Genomic DNA, 22,637 nt, shown 5'->3' with positions numbered 1-22,637 from the left:
TGCTGGGCTGTTGTCCTCATATCCGTAACGAATTTGAAAGCCGGGATCGTCCCGGCTTTTTTCATGAGGTTGCCGCTGCCAAGAGCGGTTTTGCTCAAGCATCCGGGCTTGACGAAAATAAACCAGGCATTAGTTTAAACGGAGGCTCCTCCGTTTATGTGAGGCGCTGTCCACGCCTTAATTCAGATGAGCGCCCGCTATTATATCGAAAAGCCTTCGGCCTCGTCTTCCTGAAAAATCATATAGCAACCGGTAGGCCGTCGAACAGATTCTTCCAGATTTCGGAGGTCTTACCTTCGTGACGATAGCAGGAGCTTATCATGACACGAACCATCCACATCGCACTCGATATCAACGGGCAGCGGTTCGAGCTCGATCTCGAACCGCGCGTCACGCTGCTTGATGCGCTACGCGAGCATCTCTCGCTCACTGGCACCAAGAAGGGCTGCGACCAGGGACAGTGCGGCGCTTGCACCTGTCATATCGACGGCAAGCGCGTGCTTTCCTGTCTGACGCTGGCCGCACAGGCTGAAGGACGCGAGATAACGACGATCGAGGGTCTCATCGGCGAAGGCGGCGATCTGCATCCTGTCCAGGCCGCTTTCATCGAACACGATGCCTTCCAGTGCGGCTACTGCACGCCGGGCCAGATCATGTCTGCAGTTGCCTGCATTCGCGAGGGTCATGCCGGCTCCGACACGGAGATCCGCGAATATATGTCCGGCAATCTCTGTCGGTGCGGGGCCTATAACAGCATCGTTGCGGCGGTGCGCGAAGCCGCGGAGGCAGCGTGATGCGAGATTTTTCCTATTTCCGCGCCACATCGGCCGCCGAAGCCGGCCAGGCCGCGCAACAGGCTGGCGCCATGCTGCTTGCCGGCGGCACCACCTTGCTTGATCTTGCCAAATGCGGGGTGAGCGAGCCTGACACCGTCATCGATATCACCCATCTCTCCGGTATGAGTGGCATTGCCGTCGATGCAGCGGGTGCCAGGATCGGTGCGCTCGCCAAGATGAGCGAGGTGGCCGACCACAGGGATATCCAGGCGGCGTTTCCTGCCGTGTCGGAATCGCTGTCTCTTGCCGCTTCCGCCCAGCTTCGCAACATGGCGACGATCGGCGGCAATCTCCTGCAGCGGACCCGTTGTTCCTATTTCCGCGATCCGGGGACCTTTCCGGCCTGCAACAAGCGCAATCCGGGTTCCGGCTGTGCAGCGATCGGCGGCGTCACGCGCAATCACGCCGTGCTCGGCACAAGCGATGCCTGCATCGCCTCCTATCCCGGCGATCTTGCCGTCGCCCTGGTCGCATTCGATGCGGTGGTGGAGCTTGCAGGTCGCACGGTGACTGTCGACGACTTCTTCCTGGCGCCCGGTGATACGCCGGATCGGGAGACGCTGTTACAGCGGGGCGAAATGATCACCGGCATCACCATTCCTGCTTCCGCCGCTGCTCGCAACTCGACCTATATCAAGGTCCGCGACCGGCAGTCCTATGAATTCGCCGCGGCAAGTGCTGCCGTTGGCCTCGAGCTCGAAGCCGATGGCAAGACGGTCCGCGACATCCGCGTGGCAATTGGGGGTGTCGCCACCAAGCCATGGCGCGCTCGCGCCGTGGAGCAGGCGCTGATCGGTAAGGCTCTTAATCTCGAAAGCGTGGAGAAAGCCAGCCGCTTCGCCGTGGAGGGAGCGGTTGCCCATGGCGGCAACCACTACAAGATCGAGCTTGCGCGACGCGTCGTCGCGCGCGCCATTCTGAAAATGGGAGGTCTCGCATGACCACGATGGAACCGCGCAAACACGGCGATGCATCCGACGGTACCGTCGGCGGCCGTCAATCCCGCTTCGAAGGCCGCATGAAGGTGACGGGAACTGCGACCTACGCGCTGGAATATCCGGTCGAAAACCTTGTCTATGCCGTCCTTGTCCAAAGCACGATTCCGGCCGGTCGTGTCGTGAAGGTCGATACATCGGCAGCGCTGGCAATGCCGGGCGTCCTCCTGGTGCTGACACCGGAGGATGATCTGGGTCTCAAACTCGGCGCAGACTGGGGCGGTAACAAGCCTGCAGAGGGGCCTTATTATCCGTTGCCACGCGAAGTCCAGTTCAACGGCCAGTCGATTGCCGCTGTCGTCGCCGAAAGCCGCGAACAGGCCGCGGAAGCGGCCAGGCTGGTGCGCATCACCTACGAACAGAGCCAGCACGTCGCCGATCTTAACGACCCAAATGCCGGCGAGGGCAAGCTTGTGGACGCCCTTTCTTCGGCCTGGGGAGATGCCGAGGCGGCATTCGCAACCTCACCGGTCAAGATCGAAGCCGAATACTCCACGCCGCGGGAATACCATGTTGCGATGGAACCGCATGGGCTGACGGCGAAATGGGACGGAGACCAACTGACCATCTGGGAGCCGAGCCAATGGTCGCACGGCATGGCGCGAATGTATTCCGAATGGTTTGATATGCCCTATGAAAACGTCCGTATCATCTCGCCCTTCATTGGCGGCGGTTTCGGATCGAAGGGGCAGCCGCTGGCCTATGGTGCGGTCGCAATCGCAGCCGCGAGGAAGCTCGGTCGGCCGGTGAAGCTTGCGGTCACGCGCCCGCAGAATTTCACCAGCTATGGCGGCCGCGCCGGAACCAGGCAGAAGATCGCGCTCGGCGCGACCGAAGATGGCATCCTGCAGGCGATCGTTCATCGCGGCGCCAGCGAGACGTCCATGTCCGCGGACTGGCCGGAGCAGACGGGGGCGGCAACGGCCGTTCTCTACAAGGTCGAGAATTTCTCCTCGCAGCATCGTGTCGTGCCGGTCAACAGCGTAACGCCGGGAGCCCTGCGCGGGCCGGGCAAGAATCCGAGCGCCTATGGCATCGAATGCGCCATGGAAGAGCTTGCCTACAAGCTCGGCATGGACCCGCTCGAACTCCGGCTGAAGAACTACGCCGATCACGATTACCAGTCCGGTAAACCCTGGTCGACGCGGCGGCTGCGTGAAGCATTGACCGAAGGGGCGGAAGCCTTCGGCTGGTCGCGGCGAAGCCATGCGCCGCGCTCCATGCGCGATGGCAAGACTCTGATCGGCTGGGGCATCGGCTGCGGCACCTTCCCGGTCATTCGGGCGCCGAGCGAGGCGATGATCCGCATTCTTTCGAGCGGCAGGGTCGAGGTCGTCAGCGGCGCCATCGACATGGGGCAGGGGACCTATACGATCCTTGCCCAGAGTGCCGCAGATGTCTTCGGCATTCCGGTGGATCAGGTCGAGGTCTATCTCGGCGATTCACGGCTGCCGGGTTCGGCGATTGCCGGCGGTTCGATGCTGGCCGGGTCGATCATGGGCGCGGTACACAAGGCGGCAATTGCCGCGCGTGACGAACTCATCGGCCTTGCCCTCAGCGATGCCAATTCGCCGTTCCGCGATAGCGGGGCAAACACGCTGAACTTCGCGGACGGGCGCATTGCCTCACCTCGTGGCGAAACGCCTTCGTTGACGTTGGCGGCGCTGATGTCTGCGCTCAAGCGCGAGGAGATCGAAGTTCGGCGCAATACCTTGCCGGAAGGCGCGAGCGCCCAGGAACAGGTGCAGGCATGGACGACCATGGCTAAGGTGCAGGGGCCGACGATGGGCGATTATTCCATGCACAGCTGGTGCGCCCATTTCGCCGAGGTGCGGATCGATGAAGATTTCGGCACGGTGCGCGTCTCCCGCATGGTGTCCGCCTTCGATTGCGGTCGCCTCTACAATCCGCGGCTGGTCGAGAGCCAGTGGCGGGGCGGCATCATCATGGGCATCGGCCAGGCATTGCTCGAGGAAGGGCTGGTTGACGTGCGCAACGGGCGGACCGTCAACAACAATGTCGGCGACTACCTCGTGCCGACGAATTCGGACATACCGGATCTGCAGGTGATCTCCGTCGGCGTGCCTGACCATAATGCCTCGGCATTGGGCGGCAAGGGTGTCGGCGAGGTCGGTATCGTCGGCGTCGCGCCGGCGATTGCCAATGCCGTGTTCCATGCAACGGGCAAGCGCATTCGGGACCTGCCGATCACGCTGGAAAAGCTGCTCTAGAGGTGAATTGACTTGGGCCGCATTGCGAAAGCGTGCGGTCCAGGCGCCTTTTCATGAAGAGATGTCATGCCCATACCGTTGCCGTTTTGGCAATGAAAGAGCCGAAAATCGGCGCTTCTTCAGAACGCTATTGTTTGCCATAGTTTGTCGAAAGCGCCCCTGAGAGCGCTGTGAGGCGAACTCCATGGCTTACGTCATTACCGAGCCCTGCATCGATATCAAGGATGGCGATTGCACGGTCGCCTGCCCGGTGGACTGCATCTACGAAGGCGGCCGGATGTTCTACATTCACCCGGAAGAGTGCATCAACTGTGGGCTCTGCCTTTCCGTTTGTCCGGTCGATGCGATCCTGTGGGATCAGGAGATGCCGGCGGAGCGGCTGATCCTCCGCGACGTCAACCGCGATTTCTTTGCCGATGAGGTCACAGGCTGGGGCGCTCCCGGCGGCTGGGACAAGAGCCGAACAACCACCCAGGATCACCCCTTCGTCGCCGCCTATCGCGCGCCATCTGAAAACCGCCTGTGAGACAATGTGAGGAGCCTTCTCGTGACGAAAACCCGGATTGCCGGCGTGATTGCCGCCGTGCCGACACCCTTTGATTATCGTGGCGACATCGACGGCGATGCCTTCATCGAACATGCCCGCTGGTGCCTCGAAAACGGCTGCGATTTCCTGAATGTGCTGGGAACGACCGGCGAGGCCAATTCGCTCCCGGCCTCGCAACGCAGCGCGCTGATGACGACAGCAGCTCGCGGACTGGATGGCGCCAGAATGATGGTCGGCACGGGCACGCCGGATCTGGAAACCACGGTCGCGCTGACGCGCAGGGCCTTCGATCTCGGTTTCTCAGCCGCGCTCGTCCTGCCGCCCTACTACTATAAGCCGGTTGATCAGCATGGGCTATTCGTCTGGTTTGCAGAGCTTATCCGCCTGACGGCCGAGACGCCGATTGCGATCTATCTCTATAATTTCCCGCAATTGACTGGAATCGAGTTTTCGCCAGCGCTGTCTGCCCGGCTTGCGGAGACCTTTCCCGAGAGGATCGACGGGATGAAGGACAGTTCCGGCAATCTCGCCTATGCGCGCGAACTTGCCAAGATTACCGGCTTCGCGGTCTTCCCAAGCACCGAGGCCGCGCTCGCCGATGCCAGCCGCGATGGTTATGCCGGATGCATCTCCGCCACCGTCAACATCGATCCTCGCTCGTCGCAACAGCTATGGCGTGATCAGGAGAATGTCGCGCTGCTGGAGCAGGTTCGCGGCCTGCGGCAGGCCATTGCCGCTCATCCCCTTATTCCTGCGGTCAAATATCTTGTCGGCAAGCGCACCGGAAATGCCGGATGGAGGAGAGTGCTGCCGCCGCAATTGGAGATTACCGACGAGGCGAGGCTGGAGAGCCTCGATGACTTGCGGATCGGCGTGCTGACTGAAGCGTGATGTGGCCGTGGCCCGGTATCAGTAGATGCCGGGCCACGTGGCATAATAGGCGCGCGTCGCTTCCGACAAAACGCGTGCAAGAGGCCGTTGCTTCTCCAGTCGCGGCAGGTCGGCTTTTGCCTGTACCTGCAATTCACGCAAGGCAACGTCGAAATCGATACCGGTCAGTTTGCCGTCGCGCATGACCTCACAACCCGAAACGATCAGCCCCTTGAAATATCTGGCGCTCATGCGCGTCAAAAGCACTACTGTTGATGACATGAGTGCCGACGCGGATGGCGGCGTCTTAAAGGCATCTCCATTGGCATCCAAGGTGTCGAGGTGCTTGATGGTCTCTGGGAGCGCACAATTTCATTTACACTTGTGAGATAGCTTAGGGTTCTGATCTGTGTGATCGATGTTGACCATTGCAGATCTGCCCGCAACCATCCAACCTCGCCAGGTGCAAAAGGCATATATCCAGTAGCTGCCTATCGACAAACGGTATGAAATCCAAGCTGATGATGTTCTTTAGCAAGAAGCCTACCATTCGCTCCAGCTTAATCAGCTTGGTAATGGCGTGCATCATTCCCGCGGGATTGGCTGAAGCAGGGCTTGCTTATCATTCTTTCAGAGTGGAGCAACAACAACTGCTTGACGATACTCTGGCTACGGCGCGCGCGCTGACTGGAGCCCTCGATCGCCAAATGCTCGCTGCCCAGGGAGCGCTTGTAGCACTCGCAACTTCGCCGGCTCTGACTTCCGGCGATCATCGCACCTTTTACGATCAAGCCAAAGAGGTGCAGGATCAGCAACAGGCTGACAATGTGGTTTTGAGCGAACCGTCTGGGCAGCAGATTATTAATACGCTTGTTCCCTACGGAACAGCACTGCCTATGAGCCGCTCGCCGCGATTCGATAAATTGCTTGAGGCCGACCGCCCCATAATCACGGATCTATTTATCGGAGCGGTCAGCAAGGAGCCTCACTTCTCCATACAGATGCCCGTTCGCCGTAGCGGTCGGGTTGTCTATACGCTGACAATCGGGATATTCCCAAAGCGTATCGCCGAAATCCTGCCGAGGCAGAACACGTACCCCGGTCAAGTTTCCGGCATCCTCGACAGCAGCGGCGTCATCGTCGCACGCTCGAAAGGCCAGGATCAATACGTCGGAAAAACAGTTCCTTCGGAGATTCTCGATCAGGTTTCGCATCGAGACGAGGGGTATTTCCCAACGATAATGGCCGACGGAACGCCGGCGATCTTGTTGTTCAGCCGATCACCCGCCACACATTGGATTACATATCTAACTATTCCTCAGCCGTTCTTTACACAAAAGCTTTGGGACTCATTAAAATGGGTGATCCTCATCCCGTTGCTTTTTGCTGTAATAGCGCTGATCTACGTCTGGATTGTCGGTGGCGCGATCGCGAAGTCGATTACCGATTTGATAACCCCGGCCTTGGCCCTTGGCTACGGTCAAAAGATCGAGCTTCGGCCCCTCTACCTGCGGGAGGCGGACGAAGTTGGCAAGGCGCTTGTGGAGGCGTCCTCAATTTTGCGCGCGGCACGGCATGAGGCGCAGCACGATAGACTGACCGGCTTGGCGAACCGAACGCTGCTCGACGAAAGACTTCAGCAGCAATTGGTCTGGTGCAAGCAAAAGCAACTCAGCATGGCGGTTCTGTACATCGACCTGGATGGATTTAAGGCCGTCAATGACAGTCATGGCCATGAGGTCGGGGACAGGTTGTTATGTTCCGTAGCGTCGCGCCTTGGTACTATTGTTGCATCCTCAGATCTTGCCGCCAGAATGGGAGGCGACGAATTCGTGATACTGCTGACCGAAAGTAACGCCGCCGAGGCGCGGGAGGTGGCCGACAAGATCATTCATCTTGTCTCTGCTCCGTATCATTTTGAAGATCTGACTATCTCCATTTCGGCCAGTGTAGGGATCGCTAAATTCCCTGACGATGGGCCGACAGCCCAAGCTCTTCTTGGAGCTGCCGACGAGGCTATGTATGCGGACAAGCGGAACGGCAGGCTTGCCGCTGCATAGTCGCACCGTTGATGACACTGCTGTCCTGCTTTAGGATCGACTTTACTGCGGCAACGGCTTTCCCACCGAGACGGTTACTCATGCGGTCCGGCAATTAGTCGATTTCGAATAGGCCTTCGTGCGGTGAGAGATATGCCGGCGGGATGTGGCAAATCCGCTTCCCCTACCTTGAGACCACCGCGTTGATCTTCTCGCCGAATTTCGCCAGTTCCTCGCCCATCGACTGGGCGACGACCTCGGTCGCGTGGGTGAGCTGGCGGCGGCGCGAGACGACGATGCCGACTTCGAGATTCTGGAGCTTCGATCCGGCGATCGGTAGAGCCACGGCATCGCCAGCTTCCAGTTCGCGCAGCAGGCCGAGCGGCGTGAAGAAGGCCACACCTTCGCCTGAAAGAATCATTGGTTTCAGCATCATCTGATTGTTCGTCGCGACAAGGGTGCGGCCGACGCGGTTGAGCGCACCGAGCTCGACTGCGATCATCGAGCTCATGACTTCGTTGTCGAGCTGCAGCAGCATGTTGAACTGCGCGCATTCCTGCAGCGTCACGGATTTCTGCCGTGCAAGCGGATGGGTCTTGGCGACGATCGCCATCAGCGGCATGCGTACGCCATGGATCAGCTTCATGTCGTGCGGCCGGGCAAGGTCGAAGGTCACGCCGATATCGACGTCGCCCTCCGCGAGGAAGCGGAAGATATTGTTGTAATTGTCGGTGCGAATGCGAAAGTCCACGGCCGGGTGCTTCTTGTGGAAGCCTGACACGAATTCCGGCAAGAACTGAATGGCGAGGCTGTCCAGCGCGGCGATGTGCACACGGCCCGTGCTCTTGCCATGAAGATCGCCGAGATTGGATTTCATGATCTCGTATTCGTGCAGGGTGTCCTTGGCATGCCGCAGCACGATCTCGCCGGCTGATGTTAAACGCAAGCCATCGGAGAAGCGCTCGAACAGCGGCGTGCCTAGTTCGTCCTCCAGTTTCTTGATCTGGCGGCTGACGGCGGAGGTCGCGACATGTAGCTCCTCGGATGCCTTGCGGATTGATCCGGAACGCGCGACCTCGGCGAAATACTTCAGAATGCTGGCATGCATGGATGGCCCTCGGCAATCTCGAAGCTATAACATGCCTATCTGCCGCGCCAAACGGGAGCACGCTTTTCCTGGAAGGCTGCGACCCCCTCCATGGCATCCTCGCTTTTTAGCGCCTTGATCAGGGCCGGTGTGCGCAGCGCCTGCGCTTCGGCGGGGCCTAGATGCGCGGTGCGGTTCACTGTCTGCTTGATGGCGCGGAGCGACAGCGGTGCGCAGGCGACGATATCCGAGACCCAGCGGTCGACTGCAGCGTCCAGCTCCGCAGCCGGCACCACCTCGTTGACAATGCCGTAGTCCGCCATTTCGCGTGCGCTGAATTGACGTCCGGTCAGCATGACGGCCATGGCGCGGTTGAAGGCGATCTTGCGCTGCAGCAGGATCATGCCGCCATCGAGCGGCATGCGGCCGACCCTCGCCTCAGGTAGGCCGAAGCGGGCCGTTTCCACCGCCACGACGATATCGCAGCCGAGCACCATTTCGAAGCCGCCGCCAAGCGCATAGCCGTTGACGCGGGCAATGACCGGCACGTCGAGCGAGCGACGGAAGGCGAGACCGCCAAAGCCGTTCTCGCGACCGACAGCCCAATAGTCGACCCCGGAACTGCCGCTGCCGCCCTTGAGGTCGGCGCCGGCGCAGAAGGCTTTTTCACCCGCGCCGGTCAGGACGACGCAGCTGACGTCGTCGCGCCGTTCGATCTCCGACCAGATCGCCTCAAGTTCTCTCTCGGTCCCGGCATCGACAGCGTTCATCCGGTCCGGCCGGTCGAGCGTGACGCGGGCAACGCGATCCTCTACGGAGAAGGAAACGCTCATGCCGCATCCCCCTGGAGCCCGGACAGCGAAGCCAGAATTTCGTCATTGTGCTGGCCAAGCTGCGGCGGCGAAATACGCACGGTAACCTGGGCGGCGGACATGTCGATCGGCGAGCCGATCAGCCGGATCGGGCCAGCTGCTGTCTCGCCCGCCTCGAGGATCATCTTGTTGATGATGGTCTGTTCGTCCTTCAGTGCCTCCGGCAGCGAGCGCACGGGCGCGCAGAGAATATCGACGCCTTCCAGCCGCTCGATCCAGTGCGCCGTACTGTTTTTGGCGAAATTGTCCCGGAAGATCGCCTGCAATTCCGGCCGTCGCGCCATCTGGGCGTCGAAATCCTTATAGTGCGGATATTGCGAGAGGTCCTCGATACCAAGCGCCTCGCAGATATCACGCAGCGGATTTGGCTTGAAAGCGCCGACCATGACGATGGCGCCATCCGTGGTTTCGAAAACGCCGGTCAGCGGGAATGCGCCCCAGTTCAGATCCCTCTGTCGCATCAGATGCGTCGTGCCTTCCTGCATCTGCATGGCGATCATGGAATTGTAGAGGCTGACGGCCACCTGCTGGCCTTCGCCTGTCTTGTCGCGCTGCAGGAGGGCGAGCAGGATGCCCTGGACGAGATGCATGCCGGCGGAATAATCGGCGAGCGGCGTGGCGTAGATCGATGTCGGATGATTGTTGTCGGACTTGCGGCGCATGACGCCGGAGACGGCCTGGGCCAGCACGTCCTGCCCGCCCTTGTGCTGGTAGGGGCCTGTCAGTCCGAAGCCGGTGCCGACGGCGTAGATCAGGCGCGGATTGATCTTCTTCAGGTCCTCGTAGCCAAAGCCCATGCGCTCCATGACGCCGGGCCGGAAATTGTTGACGACGACATCGGCCGTCTCAAGCAGCGTATGGACGGTTTTGCGGGCGCCAGGCTCTTTAAGATCCAGCGCCAGGCTCTTCTTGTTGCGGTTCAGCGAGCAGAAGACGGGATTGTTGAGGCCGTCTGGATCGGAGCCAAGCGACCAGCGCGAGAGATCGCCGATCTTGACCTTCTCGATCTTGATGACCTCGGCGCCGTAATCCGCCAGAACCTGCGTGCAGGATGGGCCTAGCATGACCTGCGTGAAGTCGATCACGCGGATTCCGTCGAGTGGTAAGGTCGTCATTCTGCAGCCTCCAAATATGTTGCGTTCTCCGAGGGGATATCGCCGGGATCGGCTCCTTGGGCTCGCATCTGCTTCTGTATTGCGCTGATATCGGCCTTGCGAACGGTCGTCCCGGCATTGAGGGCAACGGTTGCCGCAACGCCCGCAGCCTCGCCCATCGCCATGCAGGGCGGTATCTCGCGGCTGGCCTTCTGTGCTTGCGGGGTTGCCGAATAGTGCCGGCCGGCGACGATCAGCTGATCGATTTCCTTCGGCAGCATTGACCGATAGGGCGTGTAATAATCGCGGCCGCGGCAGACCGTATCGGCGAAGTGACGGCGTGACATGACGTCATCCTTGGTCACGACATAGGCGCCTTCCAGCTGCCGTGTCTGGCGCACGCCGGTCTGCGGTGCGAAGTCGACGACATAGGCATTCTCGAAACCCGGCATCTTCTGACGGGCAAATTCAAGCAATTTCGCAATGCGTGAGCGACCCTCGATTTCGGCCTTGGTCAGGTCGGCAACTTTCAGGCCGCTCAGCGTCGGCATATGCGGGCAATTCAGCCAGACAACGCCCGGCAGCGGCGTCTTCAGCCACCAGAAGGACCAGCAACCGCCGATCAGCCGCTTGGCCTCGTGATCGAGCAGCTTGAAGGCCTCGGGCTCCTCCCGTTCGAAGCGCTCGGCCGCCTCCGTGTCGACGCCGCCCCAGCGCGAAACCGTGGTCAGGATGAAATTGGATTCGATGTGCGCGGCTCCGGCGCTGGCCGCTACGTCCAGATCGCCTGTCGTGTCGATGACAACATCGCCGAGAATGGCCTGCATGCCTTCCTTCGTCTGGCAGATCACGCCCTTGATCGTCCCATCCTCGACGATGGCCGAGGAGAACCAGCTATGGGTCCTGAGCTTGATCTTGGCCTCGCCAATCATGTCGTAGGCGGCGCGCTTGAAGGCGTCGGGATCGAAGGCGGCTGAAAAGCAGATCGGGTGCGGCATCGCATGGGTGTGGAAATCGAAAAGACCCCAGCGCGCCCAGCGCTGCCAGGCCTCCGGCGTTTCTCTGAATTCGATCAGGCGATCACGGTCGGTGGGCGTCACGCAAAGGCCCCAGACCTTCATCCGCTCGATCATTTCCATGCAGATGCCGCGCACGGTGATTTCGAGTTCGTTGATCATGTCGTCGAGCACCAGCACCATGCCACCGGCGGCAAGTCCGCCGACATAGGGATAGCGTTCGAGAAGCGTGACGCTGGCGCCGTTCCTTGCGGCTGATACGGCTGCTGCGATCCCGGCCGGGCCGCCGCCGACCACCACCACATCGGAGCGATCGACGACAGAGATATCCCGTGCAGGCTGATGAATAACCTGTGTCATTGGTGTTTCCTTGATGTTGTTCTTGAGTGTTTAGTGCTGGCCGGCCGGCTTCCAGCGGACCATCTTCGCCTCGGCAATCGACACGATGAAGAAGAGGATTACGGCGAGCAGAGCGGCAATCACTACCGTCGCATAGAGGAGCGGCGAGCGGAAATTGTAGGTCGCCTCGATGATCAGCGCGCCGAGCCCGAAGCTGGAGCCGATCCATTCGGCGACGATCGCCCCCATGACGCTGCTGGTCGCCGCGATCTTCAAGGCCGCGAAGAGGAAGGGCAGGGAGCTTGGAAGGCGGACCTTCCAGAGGATTTCGGAATTGCTGGCCGAAAGCACCCGCATGAGATCGAGCATTGCGGGGCTCGCCGCGCGAAGTCCCTGAACCATGTTGACCAGCGTCGGAAAGAAACAGATGAGGCCGGCAATGATGATTTTCGGGGCGACGCCGTTGCCGAAGATCAGGACGAGGATCGGTGCTAGCGCGATGATCGGGATTGCCTTGACGAAGACGGCGATCGGATAGAAGGCCCTTTCCGCAGTGGCGCTGTGAACAAACCAGATAGCCAGCAGGATCGCGACGAGATTGCCGAAGATGAAACCGAGAACGGCTTCGAGCAGTGTCGGCAGGAGATTGCGCATGAGTGTCGCGGCATTGTCGCGAAAAGCATAGAGGACGTCGACCGGGGCCGGCGCCATGAAGGTCGGGATCTTGAAGATCCAGATGACCGCCTGCCAAAGCACGATACAGCCGAGGGCAGCCAGGATCGCCGGCATGTTCGAGGAGAGAACGCCAACGGTCGCATCGAGGATCGCCACCTTGCGCGGTGCCTTGGCGATCCCTTGGATTTCGGAGTGCACGGCATTGCTCATATGCATTCCTCCAGCAGCTTGCGCAGATGCGCTGTCACCTTGATGAAATCGACCGTGTCGCGCATGGAAAGCGCGCGGGGATAGGGTAGGTCGACCTTCATGAATTCCTTCACCCGGCCGGGATGGGCCTGCAGCATCAGCACATGCTGGCCGAGGAAAACCGCTTCGGGAATGGAATGGGTTACAAAGACGATGGTCGTGCCCGTTTCCCGCCAGATGCGCAGCAGTTCCTCGTTGAGCTTGTCGCGGGTGATTTCGTCCAGCGCGCCGAAGGGCTCGTCCATCAGCAGGATGCGTGGCTTGGTCACCAGTGCGCGGGCAATCGCCACACGCTGGCGCATGCCGCCGGATAGCTCATGCGGCAGGGCGTTTTCGCGCCCCTTCAGGCCGACGAGAGCGAGCAGTTCCATGGGATCGGCATAGGAGCTCTTGTCATGCTTGCCGACTTCGAGCGGCAGGCGGACATTGTCGATGACGCTGCGCCAGGGCAGCAGCGTCGCCTCCTGGAAGACGAAGGCGAAATCGCGGCCTTCTCGCGCTTGGCGCGGCGGCCGACCGAACACGGAGACCGAGCCATCGCTGATATCGACAAGGTCGGCAATACAGCGCAGCAGGGTCGATTTCCCACAGCCCGACGGCCCGAGCATGGTGACGAACGAGCCTTCGGCAATATCGACTGAGACATTCGACAGCGCGGTGAACTCGTTGCCCCTATCGCCGAAGCGGATGTCGAGGTTACGGATGGAGACGGCAAACCTTGCTGTTTCGGCAACCGGCAGCGGCTGTTTGATGGTGGCGGCGCTCATCATGGCGTTCACCCGATCTGTTTGCGGATGTCGGTTGTCGCGTCGAGGATCGCCATGGTGGCGACGTCGTCGACAGTCGGAACCGTGCCGGCAAATTGCTTCAAATCGGCATAGGCCTTGATCTGGGCTGCCCAGTTGTCCTTGTTCATGGCGCCCCAGCCGGTCTGCTTGGTGCTGTCGCCAAAGGAGAAGTCGATGACGGGGCGGACTGCTTCGAGCTCGCTCGCCTTGTCGAGATTGGGATAGGCGTCGACCAGCATGTCCACGGCTTCTTCCGGATGGTCGCGGACGTAACCCCAGCCCTTGGCAGCGGCCGTCGTGAAGCGCACCAACACGTCGGAATGCTTGTCGAGCTGTTCGTCGGTCGTGTAGTAGACGTTGGCGTAGAGCTGCAAGCCGGCATCCCAGAGCATCATGTCGACGCGCTCGTCGCCCAGCACCTTCAGCGCATTGGTATTGGTCACCCAGCCGGTCACGGCATCGGCTTGTCCCGTGAGCAGCTGGTTCATGTCGGAACCCATGTTGACCATCTTCACCTTGTCTTCGGGAATGCCGTTCTGGGCGAGGAGGGCGCGCAGCAGGATGAAGGCTGTGGGCTGGGTGGCGATCGTCTTGCCGATCATGTCCTTCGGCTCGCGGATCGGCGCTTTCTTCAGCGAAAAATATGTAAATGGATGCTTACGGTATCCGGACAGGAATGCCTTGACGGGCATGCCGGCGGAGCGGGCGAGCATCACGGACGGGCTGGAGGAAATCTGGCCGATGGTGGATTGTCCGGCCGCGACGCCCGCAACACCATCGACATTCGGGCCTCCCGGCACGATGGTCAGATTGATGCCCTGTTCCGTAAAGAAGCCCTTCTTCTGCGCGGCAACTTCACCAATCAGACCGTTCGAGGCAAGCCAGCCGAGCTGCATGCGAACTTCGGCGACATCGGCCGCCTTGCCGGCGCGGATACCGACGAAAGTCTGCGTCGCGGCGAGCCCTCCGACCAGGGCAGCATTGGACAGGAAACGACGGCGATTCATCATGAATTGAGACATTCTGATAGTTCCCCTGTTGATCGGGCGATCGGACTTTTCGTCTCGTTATCCACCGATGCCGGGATGATGGGGGAATTCAGCGTTCTAATAAAGAACAATTATGCGCACTATCGATTGCCAAAAAGGCAACGGCGACCGACAAGAGAGACCGATGATCGCACGCGATGGGGGCTTTGAGCCTCGATGCGAGACTATCGTAGCCCATGCAGGCCACACTGGAAAAAACTTCTCTGATTTCGCGGATAAAAAATATGGGATGGCTTCTTATCGATTTGGACTCTGCCATTCTCCCTGCGTCGCGAGATCGCGATAACGATCAAAAACTGGGGTCAGGTGTTCCCAAGCGCAGACCTCGTCCAAACGAACCGGCGTCCGCACGGTGTGACCAACAGGAAGACAATTCATGACATATCATCCCGATCCGGAACGCTATGACTCCGCCCATTTCCGGCGGGTTGGCCGGAGCGGCCTGAAGCTGCCGGCAATTTCCTTTGGCCTCTGGCACAATTTCGGCGATACGACGCCGCTCGACGCGCAAAGGTCGATCCTCTTCAAGGCGTTCGATCTCGGCATCACGCATTTCGATCTTGCCAACAATTATGGTCCGCCCGCCGGAAGCGCCGAGATCAACTTCGGCCATATCCTGAAACAGGACCTCGCCGCCTATCGCGATGAGCTGATCATCTCGACCAAGGCAGGTTGGGATATGTGGCCGGGTCCCTATGGCCGCGGCGGCGGCTCGAAGAAGGCACTGCTCTCCAGTCTCGACCAGAGCCTCAGCCGCCTTGGCCTCGACTATGTCGATATCTTCTATTCCCACCGCTTCGATGCCGAGACGCCGCTGGAAGAAACCGCCGATGCCTTGGCGCAGGCTGTCCGGCAAGGCAAGGCGCTCTATGTCGGCGTCTCCTCCTATTCCGGCAACAAGACGCGCGAAATTGCCGGCCTACTCAAGGAGCGGCAGGTGCCGCTGCTGATCAACCAGCCGGCCTATAATCTGTTCAATCGCTGGATCGAGAAGGACCTGATTGCGGCTTCCGACGAAGTTGGCGCAGGTATCATTGCCTTTACGCCGCTTGCTCAGGGATTGCTGACGAACAAGTATCTGAACGGCATTCCAGAGGATGCGCGCGTCAATCGTCCCGGCGGCGATTTCCTGCGGCCGGAGCATTTGAAGGAAGAAAATATCGACCGCGCACGGGCGCTCAACGAGATCGCCAAGCGCCGCGGCCAATCGCTTGCCCAGCTTGCCATTGCCTGGGTCCTGAGAGATCCGCGCGTCACCTCGGCGCTCATCGGCGCAAGCTCGGCGCGTCAGGTGGAGGAGAATGTGGCGGCACTCAACGACCTGACATTCAGTCCGGAAGAGCTGGCCGAGATCGATCGCCATGCCGTGGAAGGCGGTATCAATCTCTGGGAAAAACCAGCGCACGACGAGATTGTGTGATCTGATCCGCAAAAGCCTGCCCGAGGCGGATGTCTCGGGCAGTGGTGGCGATGGATCATCAATCGCGGCCAGTTGCTCGCATCATGTTGCGGGTAAGTCGTTAGACTTGGAATAGACGATCGGACTGGTATCAATTCCTGGCGCGGCTGATGCCATAGGTAAGCGCCAGCGCACCAACGAGAACGGCACCCTTGATGAAGTCCTGCGTGTAGTAGGGCGCGTTCAGCATCGTCAGCCCGTTGAGGAGCACGCCGACGAAGACGGCGCCGATCGTCGTCCCGAGAACGTTTGGCCGACGCAGGCCAAGCACCGCAAAGCCGATGAGAGAGGCTGCCACGGAATCCATCAGCAGCGAGCCACCGGACGACACATCGCCACGGCCGACGCGGGCGGCGATGACAATGCCGCCGAGCGAGGCAAGAACGCCTGAGAGCACATAGGCGAAGGTCTTCAGGCGAGCAATGTTGGCTCCCGCCAGCCGCGTCGCGGCTTCATTGCCGCCTGTTGCGTAGAGCAGACGCCCAAGCCGGGTGCGCTCGGTCAGGACATAAAGGACGATCGCGACGACGAGCATCAGGATGACAGGCACGGGAATAGTGCCGAACAGACTCGAGCGGCCGATAGTCAGGAAGGCCGGATCGACCTTGCCCGTTGCCACTGTGCCATTGGGGAGGATCAACCCTACGGAAATCGAGCGCCCCGCCGTCGGGATGAGCTGGAGACCGGTCAACAGGAACATGGTCGCAAGCGTGGCGAGCAGATCCGGCACCTTCAACTTGACGATCAGCAGGGCGTTCGTAAGCCCGACCAATGCGCCGAAAGTGAGCACCAGCAGCACGGTCTGATAGGCATTGAGATCGAGCACGATCATGGCGTAGCTGGCGGCCATGACACTTGAAGCTGCCACTGCTCCGACGGATAGGTCGAAACCGCCGATAGCGAGCGTCACCGTGACACCCGCGCCAATGATGGCAACGACGGAAACCGCCTGCAGGACGCTCATCAGATTGTTGATATTGATGAAGGCCGGTTGGGCGACGCTGAAGATGAGGAAAAGGGCAAAGAGCAGGAAAAACACCGCGCCTTTGCGCACGATTTCTCTCAGCGAAATCGGGGCGCTTGCAGATTTGCCTTTTTCCTCGATCTGGACGGTACCTTCACTCATCAGGCGTATTCCTCATTCTGCCGGCCGCCGGCGGTCGCGGAAGCGACGTCCTTCAGGCGATGATGTTCCATCACCAGCACGCGGTCGGCGACCTCAAGTGCTTCCTCCGGATCGGAAGTAGCGATCAATGTGGCGCGGTCGCTATGGGCGCGTATGGCCGCGATGATGTCCTGACGTGCGCCGACATCGACGCCCTGGAAGGGCTCGTCGAGGAGCAGCAGCCGGCTCGGCTCGGCCTCCCAGCGCGCCAGTACGACCTTCTGCTGGTTGCCGCCCGAAAGCGACCAGACCGATGCGTCCGGGCCTGCCGCCTTTATGCCAAGTCGCCTGATTGCCTTTTCCGCTTCGCGGGTCTCTCGCCCGGAGAAGAGGAAGCCGGATCGGTACCATTGGCTCAGATGCGGCAGGCTGATCGTGGCGGCGATGCTTTCTCCCGGCCAGTCGGCGGGCATCAGCGAGGAGCGATGACGATCTTCCGCCGCCATGACGACGCCACGGGCAATCGCCTCGGTGGGCGATGTCGGTCCATACGGCGCCCCATCGAGGAGTGCGGCGCCCGCTGCGAAGCGCTCTAAGCCGAAAAGCGTCGAGAGAAGCCGGCTCTTGCCCGCCCCCAGAACGCCGGTAATGGCGACGACTTCGCCTGCATGCAGCTTGAGATCGAAGGGAGTGCTGTCGGCAAGAAGCCGTACGCCCCGAAGTTCCAGCGCTATGCGGTCGAACTGTTCGCGGCGATGCGGGCGGGCCGTTTTCATGGATCGACCGATCATGGTCTCGATGGCAACGTCGAAATCGATCGGCCTTGCAAAGGCACCGACATTACGGCCGCCACGCAGCACCACGATCCGATCGGCAAGGGCATCAAGGTCGGCGGTGCGGTGGGAGATATAGAGAATGCCCAATCCGCGGGCTTTCAATTGGCGGATGATATCATAGAGCCGCGCCGTTTCTCGCGCGGAGAGGCTTGCTGTCGGCTCGTCCAAAATAAGCAGTTGCGCCTTGTTCGACAAAGCGCGGGCGATCGCGACCATCTGCCGATCTGCGGTGCCAAGATCGCCGAAATCCCGGTCAAGCGGCAGGTCGAAACCGGCCTCTTCGAGAATGGCCGCTGCCTTTCGCCGCACGGAGCGCTTTGACAGGAAGAATGGTTGGCGTCCGTCAACGAACTGATTGAGCAGAAGGGCATCGGCAACCGATAGGCCTGCGACACCCACAACATCGGTCGACTGGTGCACGGTGATGATGCCTTGAGCCGCCGCATCGGCGGGATTATCGGCACGATAGGGTTCGCCGTTCCATAGAATGGTACCCGAATCTGCCTGATGAAGGCCGGAGAGGATCTTCACCAGCGTCGACTTGCCGGCACCATTGGCTCCCATCAGGGCAACGACTTCGCCGCGGTCAAGGGTCAGGGATGCGTCCGCAAGGGCTTGGGTCGAGCCAAAGGCAAGGGACAGGTTTTGGATAGTCAGCAAGGTCATGAAGGCAGTGTCGTTGATGATCCGCGACAGCAGTAGGCTTCTGCTCCTCGATCACAAGAAGCGGCCTTGCTTTCATCACTCATTCTATAGAAAAAATTTCTTTTTGCGCGGACGTAGCCTGCCGGCGCATGGAGAGAGGCATGAAGGGGCGCCCGGCGCGGTATGCGCGCCGGGCTTCCTCGTTGCGTTACTTGATGGTGTTGAGATCGATGCCCTTGGTCTCGCGAATGAAGATGAGGCCGATGACCAGCGTCATCGCCGCGACTGCAATCGGATACCATAGCCCGTAATAGATATCGCCCTTGGCCGCGCTCATCGCAAACACGGTTGCCGGAAGCAGGCCGCCGAACCAGCCATTGCCGATATGATAGGGCAAGGACATGCCGGTATAGCGGATGCGGGTCGGGAACATCTCCACCAGGATTGCCGCGATCGGGCCATAGACCATGGTCACGTAGATGACGAGGATGGTGAGGATGGCGATCGTCAGCGGCCAATTGATCGCCGAGGGATCGGCGACCATCTTGAAGGCGCCGCCATTGGCTATCGTATAGACCGGCATGTCGGTTGCGCCGCCGGCCTGGTCCGCTGTCAAGAGCTTCGCCTTGACGAGGTCGGCGACCGGCGTGACGGTCTTGTCCCCGGCTCGAACCGTTGCCGCGTTGAGCCCGAGTTCCGGGTTTGCGGCAATGAAGCCATCAAGCTTGGCATCCGGCACCTTGGCGGGATCGCGCGCCAGCGGGAAGCCGGCCTTCTGCAGGGCGAGGTTCATGTCATGCGTGAAGGCTGCGCTCTTGGCCGCAGCGGCGGCTCCTGCGGCGACGGCGTCGTAGGAAGCTATGGTTGCGTCGCCCACCTTGACGGTTGCTGGCTGCCCAGCCGGGCCGTCAACCACCGTGTATGGAACCGAACTCTTGGAGAGGAATGATGTCGCAATATCGCAGGAATTGTTGAATTTCGCCGTTCCCACGGGATTGAACTGGAAGGTGCAATCGCCCGGTGCCGCCGTTACCGTGGCGCGGACGGTTTGTTCCGCCTGGGCAAGGGCCGGATTTGCCGCGCCGGTCAATGCCTTGAACAGCGGGAAATAGGTAAGGATCGCCAGGGCAAGGCCTGCCATGATGATTGGCTTGCGGCCGATCTTGTCGGACAGCCAGCCGAAGAACACGAAGAAGCCGCTGCCGATCAGGAGCGCGATCGCGATCATGATGTTGACCGACTGGCCATCGACCTTCAGGACGTTCTGCAGGAAGAACAACGAATAAAACTGGCCCGCATACCAGACGACGGCCTGGCCGGCGGTGAGGCCGAGAAGGGCGAGCAGTGCGATCCGAGCGTTCTTCCATTGTCCGAAGGCTTCAGACAGCGGCGCCTTGGAGCCCTTGCCCTCTTCCTTCATCTTCTTGAAAGCCGGTGATTCACTCAGAGACAGCCGGATCCAGACGGAAATGCCGAGAAGAACGAAGGACAGAATGAATGGGATGCGCCATCCCCAGGCGGCAAAGGCGTCCTTGCCGAGCCAATTCTGCACCACGAGGATCACGATGAGCGACAGGAACAGCCCGAGCGTTGCCGTGGTCTGGATCCACGACGTGTAGAAACCGCGTCGGTCATTCGGCGCATGTTCGGCAACATAGGTTGCCGCGCCGCCATATTCGCCGCCGAGCGCCAGGCCCTGTAGCATGCGCAGTACGATCAGGATGACCGGGGCCGCGAAGCCCCAGCTCGCCGAGCCGGGCAGGATACCAACCAGGAAGGTCGACAGACCCATGATCAGGATCGTGACCAGGAAGGTGTATTTGCGGCCGACGAGATCGCCGATCCGTCCGAAGACCAGCGCGCCGAAGGGCCGGACGAGGAAGCCTGCGGCAAATGCAAGCAAGGCAAAGATGTTGCGGGTTGCCTCCGGGTAGTCACTGAAGAAGGCTGCGCCGATGAATGCGGCCAGGGACCCGTAGAGATAGAAGTCGTACCATTCGAACACTGTACCGAGCGAAGAGGCGAAGATGACCTTCTTCTCTTCCCTGGTCATGCCTCGACTCGTCGTCTCGGCCACGGACGTGGTTGCCATTACTAGATCCTCCCAATTGCACCAGGGACATCGTCAAAAGACCCGTCTCATGTCCCCCATGATGACATTACGCAGGACCTGTCCGCGGACTTGCCGCAGAAGGTCGCGCCAGTGGGTGCTCTCCGGATTTCCTCCCCCAGGAGATCACGCACCTGATGCATTTGTGAGTGTTGGCTAAAAATTGAAAATTGCAATGCCTGCAACTTCCGTCGCTTATGGAAAACTGTGCGTAAACTATCAAGAAATACGAATATATTCCGCCTCACGCCGGCTGCAGTTGCAGGCGGCGCATGGGCGGAAAGGCCACGGCGATCGCCGCTGCGCCCAGACCCACCATCGACGATCCGATGAAGAGCCAGGAATAGTTGGCAAAGGTATCGAATATCCAGCCGCCGATGAGGGGGCCGGCTGCCATGCCGATGCTCGACAGCATCGAGACGGCGCCGAAAACCGTGCCAATGACACGCGGCCCGAAATATTCGCGCGCCAGCACGGCATAAAGCGGCATGACGCCGCCATAGGCGCTGCCGAAGACCACGGCCAGTGCATAGAACTGGTCGAGTTCGCTCACCAGAAGATAGGTGGCGAGTGCCGCCGCCTGCACCAGAAGACCGGCTATCAGCACCGGTTTGACGCCGAGCCGATCGGCAAGCGTGCCGTAAAGAAGACGGCCGCCGAGACCCGCCAGGCCTTCGACACTATAGATGCTAACGGCGGCCATCGGGCCTACGCCGCAGATGGTGGCATAGCTCACCATGTGAAAGATCGGACCGGAGTGGGCCGCGCAGCAGGCAAAGAAGGTGGCGCCAAGAACAAGGAATTGCGGCGAGCGGAAGATCTGGCCGAGAGGCGCGCTCTTTTCTTCCATCTGCCCGTCGACTTTCGAGGCTTCGTCGGCAACCGGTGCCCGCCGTACCAGGAGTGCTGCCGGTATGAGCAGAAGCCAGGCCATGATGCCGATCACCAGCATGGCGAAGCGCCAGTCATAGGCGGAAATAAGGTAGCGGGCGAAGGGCGATATCGTCATGGGCGCGACCCCCATGCCGGCCGACACCAGAGACACGGCAAGGCTTCTGCCCTTCTCGAACCAAGCAGTCGTTGCCGCGATCATCGGCGCGAAAAAGGCGCTGGCAGCAAGACCGACCAGAATGCCGTAGGTCAGTTGGAATTGAAGAAGGGAGCCGGCTCTGCTCGCCAATACCAGCGCAAGCCCAAGCAGCAGCGCACCGGCGATTACGACGACACGCACGCCAAAACGATCGCTTGCTGCACCCCAGGCGAAGGCGCCCAAGCCCATGACGAGAAAGTTCAGCGTCATTGCCGCGGCAATGCCGGCACGCGACCAACCGGTATCGGCGGCGATCGGTACCTGGAAGATCGCCAAGGAAAACATCGCGCCGAGCGCAACGCAGGTCATCAATGCTCCGGCGCCGACGATCACCCAACGATAGGAGGAACTCATCTCTCGCACTCCCTTTCAACCGGCTCGACCTGCGACCTGAAGGATCTCGCGATCATGCCTTGCCTCATCTCTGGAATAAAGACGACTGAGATCGGTCGATTTCGACATTGTTGCTTCGGAAATTTTCCGGTCGATCTGCAGAGCAATATTTGTGCAGTTGCGGCGAGACCTCCGGTCAAGGCAGACGATGTATCGAGCGAAGAATTTAATCTTGAGCTCATATAGGGCTGCTAAGAGTGCCGCAGCAATGCCGAAAGAACCTGTTCCTGTGCCAAAGCGGCCAGTGGCAGATGCGAATGACACAGCCCTACTGCAATACCGAACCAGATCTTCAAAGTCGTGGAGCGGAAT

The 22,637-nt window shown here is 60.3% G+C and carries 19 protein-coding genes; 7 read left to right on the top strand and 12 right to left on the bottom strand.

What is annotated here, in order from left to right; translation table 11 throughout:
* Nucleotides 1-320: 320 nt before the first annotated feature.
* The 5 genes from ACQZ6F_RS05455 (at nucleotide 321) to ACQZ6F_RS05435 (ending at nucleotide 5,500) form a co-directional block, all read left to right on the top strand.
* Nucleotides 321-794 carry a (2Fe-2S)-binding protein gene (locus ACQZ6F_RS05455; protein ID WP_449092960.1) on the top strand — a complete coding sequence of 158 codons (474 nt, stop codon included), beginning with the start codon at nucleotides 321-323 and terminating at the stop codon, nucleotides 792-794.
* Nucleotides 794-1,777, top strand: coding sequence for an FAD binding domain-containing protein (locus tag ACQZ6F_RS05450; RefSeq protein ID WP_449092959.1), 984 nt, complete (start codon nucleotides 794-796; stop codon nucleotides 1,775-1,777). Before ACQZ6F_RS05455 ends, ACQZ6F_RS05450 begins: the two co-directional genes overlap by 1 nt.
* Nucleotides 1,774-4,062, top strand: coding sequence for a xanthine dehydrogenase family protein molybdopterin-binding subunit (locus ACQZ6F_RS05445; protein ID WP_449092958.1), 2,289 nt, complete (start codon nucleotides 1,774-1,776; stop codon nucleotides 4,060-4,062). The genes ACQZ6F_RS05450 and ACQZ6F_RS05445 overlap by 4 nt, the downstream gene beginning before the upstream one ends.
* A gap of 184 nt (nucleotides 4,063-4,246) precedes the next feature.
* A complete protein-coding gene (gene fdxA / locus ACQZ6F_RS05440; RefSeq protein ID WP_449092957.1) occupies nucleotides 4,247-4,588 on the top strand; it encodes a ferredoxin in 342 nt (113 codons plus the stop codon).
* A 21-nt stretch (nucleotides 4,589-4,609) separates the two neighbouring features.
* Nucleotides 4,610-5,500: a dihydrodipicolinate synthase family protein gene (locus ACQZ6F_RS05435; protein WP_449092956.1), complete on the top strand. Its 891-nt coding sequence runs from the start codon at nucleotides 4,610-4,612 to the stop codon at nucleotides 5,498-5,500.
* Nucleotides 5,501-5,518: 18 nt separating this feature from the next.
* Here the strand turns inward: ACQZ6F_RS05435 and ACQZ6F_RS05430 are convergent, their stop codons facing one another.
* The gene (locus tag ACQZ6F_RS05430; RefSeq protein ID WP_449092955.1) at nucleotides 5,519-5,761 is read right to left on the bottom strand and encodes a hypothetical protein; all 243 of its coding nucleotides are present in this window, start codon (nucleotides 5,759-5,761) and stop codon (nucleotides 5,519-5,521) included.
* Between the two features lie 224 nt (nucleotides 5,762-5,985).
* On the opposite strand from ACQZ6F_RS05430, the gene ACQZ6F_RS05425 reads away from it, so the two are divergent.
* A complete protein-coding gene (locus tag ACQZ6F_RS05425; protein ID WP_449092954.1) occupies nucleotides 5,986-7,539 on the top strand; it encodes a diguanylate cyclase domain-containing protein in 1,554 nt (517 codons plus the stop codon).
* A gap of 163 nt (nucleotides 7,540-7,702) precedes the next feature.
* Here the strand turns inward: ACQZ6F_RS05425 and ACQZ6F_RS05420 are convergent, their stop codons facing one another.
* Genes ACQZ6F_RS05420 through ACQZ6F_RS05390 form a run of 7 tightly spaced genes read right to left on the bottom strand, consistent with a single transcriptional unit; the run spans nucleotide 7,703 to nucleotide 14,660 of the window.
* Nucleotides 7,703-8,626 carry a LysR family transcriptional regulator gene (locus ACQZ6F_RS05420; protein ID WP_068395504.1) on the bottom strand — a complete coding sequence of 308 codons (924 nt, stop codon included), beginning with the start codon at nucleotides 8,624-8,626 and terminating at the stop codon, nucleotides 7,703-7,705.
* A 35-nt stretch (nucleotides 8,627-8,661) separates the two neighbouring features.
* Complete coding sequence (locus ACQZ6F_RS05415; protein WP_449092953.1) at nucleotides 8,662-9,438, bottom strand: enoyl-CoA hydratase-related protein; 777 nt, start codon at nucleotides 9,436-9,438, stop codon at nucleotides 8,662-8,664.
* Nucleotides 9,435-10,592, bottom strand: a complete 1,158-nt coding sequence (locus ACQZ6F_RS05410; protein ID WP_449092952.1) for a CaiB/BaiF CoA transferase family protein — start codon at nucleotides 10,590-10,592, stop codon at nucleotides 9,435-9,437. Before ACQZ6F_RS05410 ends, ACQZ6F_RS05415 begins: the two co-directional genes overlap by 4 nt.
* A complete protein-coding gene (locus ACQZ6F_RS05405) occupies nucleotides 10,589-11,947 on the bottom strand; it encodes an FAD-dependent oxidoreductase (protein WP_449092951.1) in 1,359 nt (452 codons plus the stop codon). The genes ACQZ6F_RS05410 and ACQZ6F_RS05405 overlap by 4 nt, the downstream gene beginning before the upstream one ends.
* Before the next feature lie 30 nt (nucleotides 11,948-11,977).
* Nucleotides 11,978-12,811 (bottom strand): ABC transporter permease, encoded by an 834-nt coding sequence (locus tag ACQZ6F_RS05400; RefSeq protein ID WP_449092950.1) that lies wholly within the window; start codon nucleotides 12,809-12,811, stop codon nucleotides 11,978-11,980.
* Nucleotides 12,808-13,620 (bottom strand): ABC transporter ATP-binding protein, encoded by an 813-nt coding sequence (locus ACQZ6F_RS05395; RefSeq protein WP_449092949.1) that lies wholly within the window; start codon nucleotides 13,618-13,620, stop codon nucleotides 12,808-12,810. Before ACQZ6F_RS05395 ends, ACQZ6F_RS05400 begins: the two co-directional genes overlap by 4 nt.
* Before the next feature lie 5 nt (nucleotides 13,621-13,625).
* The gene (locus ACQZ6F_RS05390; protein WP_449092948.1) at nucleotides 13,626-14,660 is read right to left on the bottom strand and encodes an ABC transporter substrate-binding protein; all 1,035 of its coding nucleotides are present in this window, start codon (nucleotides 14,658-14,660) and stop codon (nucleotides 13,626-13,628) included.
* A 403-nt stretch (nucleotides 14,661-15,063) separates the two neighbouring features.
* Between ACQZ6F_RS05390 and mgrA the strand changes: the two genes are divergently transcribed.
* Entirely contained in the window at nucleotides 15,064-16,107 is a 1,044-nt protein-coding gene (mgrA, locus tag ACQZ6F_RS05385) for an L-glyceraldehyde 3-phosphate reductase (RefSeq protein ID WP_449092947.1), read from the top strand.
* 130 nt (nucleotides 16,108-16,237) lie between these two features.
* On the opposite strand, the gene ACQZ6F_RS05380 is transcribed toward mgrA, so the two are convergent.
* The 4 genes from ACQZ6F_RS05380 to ACQZ6F_RS05365 form a co-directional block, all read right to left on the bottom strand.
* On the bottom strand, nucleotides 16,238-17,272 hold the full coding sequence (locus ACQZ6F_RS05380) for an ABC transporter permease (RefSeq protein ID WP_449092946.1): 1,035 nt from the start codon (nucleotides 17,270-17,272) through the stop codon (nucleotides 16,238-16,240).
* Nucleotides 17,272-18,753 (bottom strand): sugar ABC transporter ATP-binding protein, encoded by a 1,482-nt coding sequence (locus ACQZ6F_RS05375; RefSeq protein WP_449092945.1) that lies wholly within the window; start codon nucleotides 18,751-18,753, stop codon nucleotides 17,272-17,274. Before ACQZ6F_RS05375 ends, ACQZ6F_RS05380 begins: the two co-directional genes overlap by 1 nt.
* Nucleotides 18,754-18,940: 187 nt before the next feature.
* The gene (locus ACQZ6F_RS05370) at nucleotides 18,941-20,824 is read right to left on the bottom strand and encodes an MFS transporter (RefSeq protein WP_449092944.1); all 1,884 of its coding nucleotides are present in this window, start codon (nucleotides 20,822-20,824) and stop codon (nucleotides 18,941-18,943) included.
* Nucleotides 20,825-21,086: 262 nt separating this feature from the next.
* Nucleotides 21,087-22,286: an MFS transporter gene (locus tag ACQZ6F_RS05365; RefSeq protein WP_449092943.1), complete on the bottom strand. Its 1,200-nt coding sequence runs from the start codon at nucleotides 22,284-22,286 to the stop codon at nucleotides 21,087-21,089.
* Nucleotides 22,287-22,637 lie beyond the last annotated feature (351 nt).

It is taken from the genome of Rhizobium sp. A22-96 (assembly GCF_053521805.1).
Note: the sequence above shows the minus strand (reverse complement) of the source record. Positions and strands in the feature narration are given on the sequence as shown.

Bases quoted from the DNA above. Each gene is read 5' to 3' on its own strand.
- ACQZ6F_RS05455 (WP_449092960.1), top strand. From the start codon at position 321: ATGACACGAACCATCCACATCGCACTCGATATCAACGGGCAGCGGTTC.
- ACQZ6F_RS05450 (WP_449092959.1), top strand. From the start codon at position 794: ATGCGAGATTTTTCCTATTTCCGCGCCACATCGGCCGCCGAAGCCGGC.
- ACQZ6F_RS05445 (WP_449092958.1), top strand. From the start codon at position 1,774: ATGACCACGATGGAACCGCGCAAACACGGCGATGCATCCGACGGTACC.
- fdxA (WP_449092957.1), top strand. From the start codon at position 4,247: ATGGCTTACGTCATTACCGAGCCCTGCATCGATATCAAGGATGGCGAT.
- ACQZ6F_RS05430 (WP_449092955.1), bottom strand. From the start codon at position 5,761: ATGTCATCAACAGTAGTGCTTTTGACGCGCATGAGCGCCAGATATTTC.
- ACQZ6F_RS05425 (WP_449092954.1), top strand. From the start codon at position 5,986: ATGAAATCCAAGCTGATGATGTTCTTTAGCAAGAAGCCTACCATTCGC.
- ACQZ6F_RS05420 (WP_068395504.1), bottom strand. From the start codon at position 8,626: ATGCATGCCAGCATTCTGAAGTATTTCGCCGAGGTCGCGCGTTCCGGA.
- ACQZ6F_RS05415 (WP_449092953.1), bottom strand. From the start codon at position 9,438: ATGAGCGTTTCCTTCTCCGTAGAGGATCGCGTTGCCCGCGTCACGCTC.
- ACQZ6F_RS05410 (WP_449092952.1), bottom strand. From the start codon at position 10,592: ATGACGACCTTACCACTCGACGGAATCCGCGTGATCGACTTCACGCAG.
- ACQZ6F_RS05405 (WP_449092951.1), bottom strand. From the start codon at position 11,947: ATGACACAGGTTATTCATCAGCCTGCACGGGATATCTCTGTCGTCGAT.
- ACQZ6F_RS05400 (WP_449092950.1), bottom strand. From the start codon at position 12,811: ATGAGCAATGCCGTGCACTCCGAAATCCAAGGGATCGCCAAGGCACCG.
- ACQZ6F_RS05395 (WP_449092949.1), bottom strand. From the start codon at position 13,620: ATGATGAGCGCCGCCACCATCAAACAGCCGCTGCCGGTTGCCGAAACA.
- ACQZ6F_RS05390 (WP_449092948.1), bottom strand. From the start codon at position 14,660: ATGTCTCAATTCATGATGAATCGCCGTCGTTTCCTGTCCAATGCTGCC.
- mgrA (WP_449092947.1), top strand. From the start codon at position 15,064: ATGACATATCATCCCGATCCGGAACGCTATGACTCCGCCCATTTCCGG.
- ACQZ6F_RS05380 (WP_449092946.1), bottom strand. From the start codon at position 17,272: ATGAGTGAAGGTACCGTCCAGATCGAGGAAAAAGGCAAATCTGCAAGC.
- ACQZ6F_RS05375 (WP_449092945.1), bottom strand. From the start codon at position 18,753: ATGACCTTGCTGACTATCCAAAACCTGTCCCTTGCCTTTGGCTCGACC.
- ACQZ6F_RS05370 (WP_449092944.1), bottom strand. From the start codon at position 20,824: ATGGCAACCACGTCCGTGGCCGAGACGACGAGTCGAGGCATGACCAGG.
- ACQZ6F_RS05365 (WP_449092943.1), bottom strand. From the start codon at position 22,286: ATGAGTTCCTCCTATCGTTGGGTGATCGTCGGCGCCGGAGCATTGATG.